The organism is Microcoleus sp. LAD1_D3, assembly GCF_036702135.1.
GTDB lineage: Bacteria > Cyanobacteriota > Cyanobacteriia > Cyanobacteriales > Microcoleaceae > Microcoleus.
Genome location: NZ_JAUBSB010000110.1, coordinates 1 through 8,770, shown reverse-complemented (window position 1 = coordinate 8,770; position 8,770 = coordinate 1). Strand labels below are relative to the sequence as shown.

Genomic DNA, 8,770 nt, shown 5'->3' with positions numbered 1-8,770 from the left:
AACCCAATAATTCAAAGTTTGACCTAAATTTGAGCAAACTTTTAAGGATAACACATATTTTTTTTGCAAGAGGTCTAGTGTTCAAATCGGCTTACATGAACACAGATAATCTTGGGTTTGTTAAATAGCGATAAACCGAATCACGGAGATGTATATCATGAGCTGTGAGGCAGCCGGTAATCGCTGCTCATCCTTGCTCAACCCTCGATACTAAATTGAGCCAAGCAAAAGTTTGTTCAACCCAGGCTCTTTTTTTCAGTAAAACAAAGCCTTGGGTGTTGCGATCGTACAACCACCTGAATAATCCATCCCAAGCTATCCATCACCGATTGGAGAAACCGTTGACCGCTGTCACCGTGATCGACTCTAACAAACAAATACAGCCATGATACCCTTTGTCCCATCTAGTAGACCACCGGCATAAGCTGTCTGTTCGCTTCACCTTCAGGTACACTTGCTGCTGTGACCCCCACAGCACTAAGCCGAAGGTATCAACGGCAGTGTGGCGTTGTCGGCCCGCATGAAGGCTTTGTCAAACCCGACACTCTGATGAAGCATCGTTGTAGTGCCAACTCTTGAAACCTAGTTTTTGGCGGATGGCGCGTCCAAGACAGATAAAAAAAAGCAGTCCTCTGTGTTTGCGCGAAGGAGGAGATAGAGGGCATTGCAGTTTGTCTTATCTGGGGAATACGGGGTAAAGTAGCGGTAGGAAATATTTATCCATACTTTTACTAACTGTGCTACTTTCATTGTTAGCTGTAAACCATCATGCGGGAAATCTGCCAGAGCGTGGAAACCATATTTCAACTGCTGTTAGACGAACTCAAAAAGTCCACTCGCGCGTCTGAGCAGAACTGCCAAGATGTAGCAGGGCGACTCGCAGCAGAAGTCAACAGGATATGCACTGAAAGCCAGCGGATTCAAGCCTCCGGAGATATAGAAGGTTCAGCCCAGAGCCTCGCTCAGCACCGCTTGCAACAATGCCTCCACTATTACAATTTAGGCTCCGGGCCCGGGCGAGTAGAATTGCACAGTACCCTCAGCGCGATCGTCTATCGCTACATCACTCCTCCGCAGGTGCAGTCTAGCTATCAGGCGCGAGTAGAACTGATCAAAGATTTTTTGCAAGGATTTTATCTCGAAGCTTTAAAGGCATTCCGGCGCGAAACCCAACTACCACCCACCTACAGTCCCCGCACTCGCTTAGAACTAGCAGAGTACATGGCCTTTGTAGAGCGCTTCGGCAAGCGGCGCATTCCTTTACCTCGGAACCGCAGCCAGCAACTAATTATTTTACGGGCCCAAACCTTTTCCCAGCAGCAGCCCAAAGAAACCTCCGTAGATATGGAACAAGCCGCCGACGGAGGGGCTTCAGATTCCGATCAAACTTGGAACGACACCTCGGTGCACTCGGTGCGGGAAGCGATGGCGGGACAGGGTTCGGTGGCAATTCGTCCGCTAGGCGACGAGTCAGAATCTCTGCGGCAAAACGTGATTGACGAATTAGTAGCTTACTTGAAAGAGCGCAACCAACAAGACTGCGCCGATTACTTCGTGCTGCGCTTGCAAGACTTGCCGACTAATGAAATAGAGTCGCTTCTGGGCATAACTCCTCGCCAAAGAGACTATTTGCAGCAGCGCTTCAAGTACCATTTGCTCAGGTTCGCCATGTCGCACCGCTGGGAACTCGTTCACCAGTGGCTGGAAGCAGACTTAGATCGAAATCTGGGTTTGCTGCCTTCCCAGTGGCAGGATTTTGGTGAGCAAATTGGCCCAGAAGGACAGCGTTTGCTAAAGTTGAAACAACAAGGTCTGTCAGAGTCAGCGATCGCGCAAAGCCTCGGCAGCACGGTAGCCCAGGTACAGAAACGGTGGTTTAAATTGCTGGAACTTGCCTGGGAATTGCGAAATCGTTCAGATTCCGGAGAAGGGGCATCTACTGATGAATAACGAAACGAACAGGGATGCAGAGGCTTTCGATCGCCATTTTTTAGACTGGATATTGCAGGCGCCGATCGCGAATGCCTCTAGCGAAGATGAGGAAAACCTCAATCCATCCCCTCGCTCAGAAGAGTGGGGCGACACAGAAGACAATTCCGGGGTGGAATACTGGGAATGGGACGAACCAGACCCGCTGGACTATCAAGTGGGGGCGCACAGCAATGCACCCGCACAACCGCTGACAATTGGAGAAATACCGACCGTGCAAGACCGTTTTCAGACCTTGTTAAAAGAAAGGCTTAGAGCCGAAATTGAATCTAACCCGCCGCTGTTCCCCTGGGAAACAGAATTCAAAAGCTACGACCACGATTACCCAGACGATGTAGCCCCGCAATGGGTTCCCCCCCTACACCTCTGGACTCCCCAACTACAAAATATCAGGTGGGGTCGCCTGCCAATTCCGATCGCCCAAAAGGTTTTTGCTCAACTGCTAGAACCTTGTCAGGAACTGGTAATGTCGTCGCTGCGGGAAGGCTCAAAGTTAGTTCGCGCTGTAGATGGCTTATTTCCCGGCCAGTCTCAGGAACTCAACGAATTAGCTAGTTTAGTGCTCCGAGGTTCTTTGCGGGGACTTCTAGATTTAGAAGATTTCCCGAATTACGAAGCAGCGAGTACCGATCAACAAATGGTGCTGTCGCTGTTGGCAGCCAGGGAAATCCTTGATTCTCTAACTTTGGATTGTCCTGTGAATCAGCCGCCTGTTTCGCGGGAGTGGCTGACTGGTTTGGGTTCGCTGACTCTGGAGGCTCAATACCTGTCGAACCGCAACAGAGAACAGCCAATGCCGTGTTTAAGAGTTGAGTGCCAATTTCCGGGGGCAGGAAGTTTGGAACTCAAGGGAGGAGATGCCGAAGCAACTGCACATCGTCCGAATTCCGGGCATTTAAGTGTGGAGTTGTTTGACCCACAACCGAACAAGACTTATGCTCTAGAAGTTCGATTTCAAAACTTCGAGACCAGACCTTTGATGTTTGCTATTCGTCCAATTTGGGCAGGACAAGATAGCAACTAGAAAGGTGTAATTAGAGTAAATAATTTAGGTTTTTACTCGCTGGTTTGACCTCACACAAAAACAAATGCAATTCCTCGACTTCTGTCGTGGAAAGCCAAAAAAATTAGATATTAGTTCAAGCCCCCAGATTCATCTGTGAAGTTAATCTGTGGATTCCATCTAAAATCTAATGACAGGGAAATAAGATTTAGATATTAGGTAAAAGCCAGATTTATCGGTGGATTCAATCTAAAATCTAAAATCTAATGACACAGAAATAAGATTTAGATATTAGGTAAAAGCCAGATTTATCTGTGAATTCAATCTAAAATCTAAAATCTAAAATCTAAAATAGTTGGATGGGTGCACATGACAACTGATAACCTGCGAAATATACCTGTTTTGGGTAAGCTGTGGGAGCAGATTGAGGCGATGCCTCCGCCGGTGATTGAGGATTCTTTACTGCTGCGAATCCTAGTTCAGTTGTTGGTAATTGTGGGAATTGTAGCTACTGACGTTGCTGCTGAAGAAGCCCAGAACCTGTGGGCTGTGCCTGTTAGTATTGTGGGAGCAACTTGGAGTTGGTACCGCCGCCGCGATCGCAATGTAGCTGCTAAGTTCTGCATAGCTATTGGAATGCTGGTGGCGCTGTTCGCTTTTTTTAGCCGCTTGGTGGGAGAATTGAATGATACGCGGTTAGTTTTGGCGCAACTGTTAATCCAACTTCAAGTGCTCCACAGTTTCGATTTGCCTCGCCGCAAGGATTTAGGCTATTCGATGGTAATCGGGCTAATTTTGTTAGGGGTAGCAGCGACTCTCAGCCAAACCTTGACTTTTGGGCCGCTGTTGTTGGTGTTTTTGGCTTTAGCGCTTCCGACTTTGGTGTTGGATTATCGATCGCGCTTGGGATTTGTGAAGCCAGAAGCCATTGGCGAAAAAGCACAAGGTAAAGGAAAAAATGATAGCCTGTCGCTATTTGCTGCTACTTTATCCCCAAAGAATTTTGCTTGGCTGCTGCTGATAACTGTCGGGTTGGGGCTGACTATTTTTGCGTTTTTGCCACGCCTCCCTGGCTATCAGTTACGGACTTTTCCGGTGAGTGCTCCTATGGAATATCAGGGGGAGTTTGACTCGCGCAGCATTCTGAATCCGGGGTATGTTAGAGGGGGAAATGAAAAAGGGACTGGCGGAGGAAGGGGGAGAAACCCAGACTCTGGGCCAGGAGAGGTAGACTCTACTTTTTATTATGGTTTCAACCAGCGCATTAATCAAAATTTGCGGGGGGAAATGAAACCTCAAGTGGTGATGCGGGTGCGATCGCAGGCTGCGGGTTTTTGGCGGGTATTAGGCTTTGACAAATACACTGGTCAGGGTTGGGAAATTTCTCGCAACGAACAAGCTCAAAAGGTTACTAGACCTAGCTGGTCTTATCAATTTTATCTCAATCCTTTTCCCAATGCGCCTCGGACTCAAGAGGTGATTCAAAGTTATACTATTGTTGCTCCATTGCCGAATTTGATTCCGGCTTTAAACAAGCCGAAGGAGCTTTATTTTCCGAGTCCAGAGGTTGCCGTTGATGCGGAGGGGGGTTTGCGATCGCCTGCGGAATTGGGAGAGGGTGTGACTTATACGGTGATTTCTAATGTGCCTTTTCGCGATCGTTCTTTGTTGGGGAAAACTGGTACTAATTACCCGAAAAATATTCGCAACTTCTATTTGGATGTGCCGCCGAAAATTGCCCAGAAAGTGCGAGAAAAAACAGAAGAAATCTTGGCAAGAACTAGAGTATCTCAGTCGGACAGACCGATTGATTCTCCCTACGAAAAAGCTTTGTATTTGGCTCAATATTTAAAGCAAAATCCGAATTACAAAATAGAAAAAGCTTTGCCTTACTTAGAAGAAGGTGAAGATTTAGTCGAGGCTTTTCTGTTTGGTTACAAAAATACCCAAGATGGCAAAAAAGTTACAGGTGGATATCCAGACCACTTTTCGACGGTACTGACAATTATGCTCAGATCGATCGGGATTCCGGCGCGACTGGCGGGCGGCTTCGATACGGGGGAATTTAACCCGTTTACTGGTTACTATGTTGTGAAAAATACCGATGCTTTCTTGATGACGGAGGTATATTTTCCCAATAACGGCTGGTTTGGTTTTAATCCGATTCCCGGTTATCCGCTGATTCCGGCTTCGGTGGAAGACAACCAGACTTTTAGTGCGATCGAATCGTTTTGGAAGTGGATCGCGGGTTGGCTACCGACTCCTCTCAGAAGCGGGCTGGATTCAGTCATAGGTTTTGTAATTGGCTGGATAACTTTGATTGTGGGCTGGTTTGTGGGACAGTTTGCTAAGGGTTGGGTGGGGTTATTTACTGGCTTGATTGCTGCGATCGGCTTTGGCTTTATTGGCTGGTTAATTTGGCAACTGTGGCGCAAGTGGCGCCACCGCCGCTGGCTGGCGAAGTTGCCACCGGTGGAGGGGGTTTATCAGGAAATGCTGAAGGATTTGGCGAGTAGGGGATTTGTGAAACCTCGCGCTCAAACGCCTTTGGAGTATGCTGAGGCAATGCGGGGGAATCATGCAACTGATGAAGCTGAGGTGATTGATGAAGTTTCGCAAGCTTACGTGCGCTGGAAGTATGGCGGCGAAGCGGGAAATTTGAGTCAGTTGCGGCAGTTGGTGGAAAATTTGAGGCGATCGCACTTGAAGAAACTCAAAAAGCGCTGGTTTTAAGCGATACGGATCGCTTAGATGCGGTAATTAAGCGAGATGAACAGGTTTATAACCGTTTTCGGTCAAGTCATCGGTTTAGGAAGTTGTCGGGGGAGGAGTTTAAGCGGACGGTGGAGGTTTGGGAAAAGAAGGTTTTGTAGTTACCACCCACATTCCGCACCCCCAACTGGCACATATACTGCTTGAGGGGATAAAAGTGAATCATCCGAGACCATCTTGAGTATTTTTACTCAAGATTTTTTGTCGTACTCGCATCACGAGCGTTAAAAATTCCTGACAATAGAAGTGAGGGCATAAGTTAAATCTGATACGAGTTAAAATTGCGATCGTCACAAACCAAGTTTATGACCTCACTGTTACCTGATTGATGACGAAAATGCGTTAATTGCGATCGCCAGCAGTAAGCAATCATCACCAAAATAGTGTAAACTTACGATCGCTATGAACGCTCAAATCAGGATTCAGCAGCCCATGCAGAAAGCATCTGAGATGACAGTAGAAAACTTAGACCATCTAGGCTTGGTAGCCGGTCTAAGTGATGACCTAGGAATAGGCCAAAAAATCAATGAATTAGTAGGCGAACAACCGGGCGAGAAGTCAGTCCCGGCCTGGTAGTCAAAGCGATGATTATCAATGGATTAGGGTTGGTTTCCGCCCCACTATACTTATTCTCTAAATTTTTTGAAGGTAAAGCAATAGAACATTTACTTGGGTCAGGAGTTCAAGCATCACATCTGAATGATGACCGTTTAGGAAGAGTATTAGATAAATTATATTTGGCAGGAATTACGGAAATATTCACAACCATTGCCCTGTCAGCAGCTCAAAAATTCGAGATAAAAACCGACACATCTCACTTGGACTCAAGTTCATTTCATCTACATGGTAAATATGAGCAAGAGTCGCCATCCGTATCTTTTTCTAGCCAAGAAATGGATGACAATCAGTTGGATAATTCATCGCTAGAACATCAAACAACGTTGCTGAATTAGGGTATGATAAATTTATAGTGCGAGCGCCCCAAAATAACACTTCAAAAAACGCAGAGCTTATGCAATGTCCTGAATGTCTGTCAACTCATGTTAATAAAAATGGTCATAAAAAAGGTAAACAGAATTATATTTGTGTCCATTGTGGCAGACAATTTATAGATGGCTACAAACCTCATAAAGGTTACTCGCTCAGAAGTTAAACGTGAATGTCTGAAAATGTATGTCAATAGTATGGGTTTTCGAGCCATTGAGAGGATTAAAGGAGTACATCACACCAGCATTATAAATTGGGTCAAGCAAGTAGGAGAATTGCTCCCTGATGCTTACGAACCCGACACAATTCCCCTGGTGGGAGAACTTGATGAATTAGAAACGTTTGTTGGTAAAAAAAATAAGATTTGGCTATGGACAGCCGTAAATCACTTTCAGCCAGGGATTTTAGGATGGGTATTGGAACTCATAGTGCTACGACTTTTCGGCCACTATGGGAGTTAGTTGGCAATTGGAAATGTTATACCACTTCTCCAAAATTATGTTACAGTAGTTAGTGCCGAGAGAATATAATCCCATCCCGTGATAAATGCGATTGTTTCACTTGAAAATTCTTCAAGAAAAGTGCGAACTTTTTCTTTTATTTCATCTAAGTTATCATAAAGTTCCCAACTTAATTCTTGTTTTATATATTGCCATACTCTCTCGTTCGGATTCAATTCAGGACTGTATGGTGGTTGAAAAAGCAGTAAAATATTATCTGGGATTTTGAGCTGGTTACTATGATGAAACTTACCATTATCCAGTTGCACAACATTTAAATGATCTGGATATTCTGCTGCTAGGTTATCTAAGAATATCTGAAAACATTGACCGTCAAGATGTGAAAACTCTAACCAGAAACTTTCTTCGGTTTGGGGGGCAACCGCCCCATATAAATAGTAAGCTTTAAAATTCCCTTGAACTAAACCTATTGGTTTGACTCCACGGGCTGTAAGTTTTTTCCTTTCAATCGTTTTTAAGCCGATTCTAGTTTCATCTTGACACCAATATTTGAGACCATTTTTTGCTAGATTAGGCGTAGTGGACTCTAACCATAAGACAAGTTTCAGCAATTTTTCTAGTTTTTTTTAAACTCGATTGCTGCCGCCGGCTCTTTTTTGTTACTCAAACGCCTTGGTACTTTTAACTTGGCTTTCATGCGATAGTACAGTTGCTTATGTAAAGTTTGATATTTGACGGATACTTGATAGTTATCTTCCACCCATTTCGCAATTTCTTTGTAACTCTTAAACTCGCAGGATTGCTCACTAATTTTTGTCGAGAGTCCGGCTATTACTTCTGAGGGAATTACTCGCGGTCTCCCAGTCGAGCGGCGCAGCTTTAATAAGGATGACAGACCGCCCTCATTATATTGCTTTAACCATCTTTGTACGGTGATTCTATGTACCCCCTAAAAGTTCAGCTACCTCTGTAATACTCGGGCTCCACCCAGATTTTAACAAATAAAGTGCCTGAATTTTTTGTCTGTTAGTTACAGTTCGTTGCTGGGACATAATTATTTTTAATTCGGTCGCAGTGTCTTCAATTCTTTCTTGGTAATTTACTTTCATACAATCGTCCTTATGCTAGAAGTGCTATTGTAGCATATTTTTGGAGAAGTGGTATTACTTGTATATCACAGATGGATGGCCAGTTTACCCCATGTTTATTCCAGATGGAGACCAAATTATCTGTAAAACTTACATGGGAGCATCCCGATTTTGCAAGTATACAAAAGTATGATAAAATGCGCTGCTTTTGGGAAAAGCCAACACTTAGCTTCCTCCAAAAATATGTTTTAGAGTCAATCAGCCATTTTAGAGGAACTGAAGAATAGAGTGTCTCAAGAGTTACAATAGTCAATAAATAATTTTGAGAGACTAAACATGACGCCTGACGAACAAGCACGCTTAAGCTGTTGCACATTTAAACTGTGATACAACCATTGCCCTTATTTTTGATTTTGCGACCCCATTTAATTATTAATTGCCCTTCATTTAAGAGGCGGTGCAATAAATAC

General features: G+C 44.7%; 5 protein-coding genes and 3 pseudogenes. 6 read left to right on the top strand and 2 right to left on the bottom strand.

The window, feature by feature from the left end; genetic code table 11:
- Positions 1-768: 768 nt before the first annotated feature.
- The 5 genes and pseudogenes from hetZ to QUA74_RS28790 form a co-directional block, all read left to right on the top strand.
- Complete coding sequence (gene hetZ, locus QUA74_RS28810) at positions 769-1,950, top strand: heterocyst differentiation protein HetZ (protein WP_333336011.1); 1,182 nt, start codon at positions 769-771, stop codon at positions 1,948-1,950.
- Positions 1,943-3,013 carry a hypothetical protein gene (locus tag QUA74_RS28805; protein WP_333336008.1) on the top strand — a complete coding sequence of 357 codons (1,071 nt, stop codon included), beginning with the start codon at positions 1,943-1,945 and terminating at the stop codon, positions 3,011-3,013. The genes hetZ and QUA74_RS28805 overlap by 8 nt, the downstream gene beginning before the upstream one ends.
- Before the next feature lie 348 nt (positions 3,014-3,361).
- Positions 3,362-5,725: a DUF3488 and DUF4129 domain-containing transglutaminase family protein gene (locus QUA74_RS28800; protein WP_333336005.1), complete on the top strand. Its 2,364-nt coding sequence runs from the start codon at positions 3,362-3,364 to the stop codon at positions 5,723-5,725.
- A gap of 471 nt (positions 5,726-6,196) precedes the next feature.
- Positions 6,197-6,630: pseudogene (locus QUA74_RS28795) on the top strand (IS1634 family transposase); the annotation flags it as partial.
- 146 nt (positions 6,631-6,776) lie between these two features.
- Positions 6,777-7,232 (top strand): annotated as a pseudogene (locus tag QUA74_RS28790) (IS1 family transposase); the annotation flags it as partial.
- Positions 7,233-7,247: 15 nt separating this feature from the next.
- On the opposite strand, the gene QUA74_RS28785 reads toward QUA74_RS28790, so the two are convergent.
- On the bottom strand, positions 7,248-7,823 hold the full coding sequence (locus tag QUA74_RS28785; RefSeq protein WP_333336002.1) for an IS630 family transposase: 576 nt from the start codon (positions 7,821-7,823) through the stop codon (positions 7,248-7,250).
- A gap of 5 nt (positions 7,824-7,828) precedes the next feature.
- Positions 7,829-8,149 carry a helix-turn-helix domain-containing protein gene (locus QUA74_RS28780; protein ID WP_333336013.1) on the bottom strand — a complete coding sequence of 107 codons (321 nt, stop codon included), beginning with the start codon at positions 8,147-8,149 and terminating at the stop codon, positions 7,829-7,831.
- Between the two features lie 227 nt (positions 8,150-8,376).
- On the opposite strand from QUA74_RS28780, the pseudogene QUA74_RS28775 reads away from it, so the two are divergent.
- Positions 8,377-8,457, top strand: a pseudogene (locus tag QUA74_RS28775) (IS1 family transposase); the annotation flags it as partial.
- Positions 8,458-8,770 lie beyond the last annotated feature (313 nt).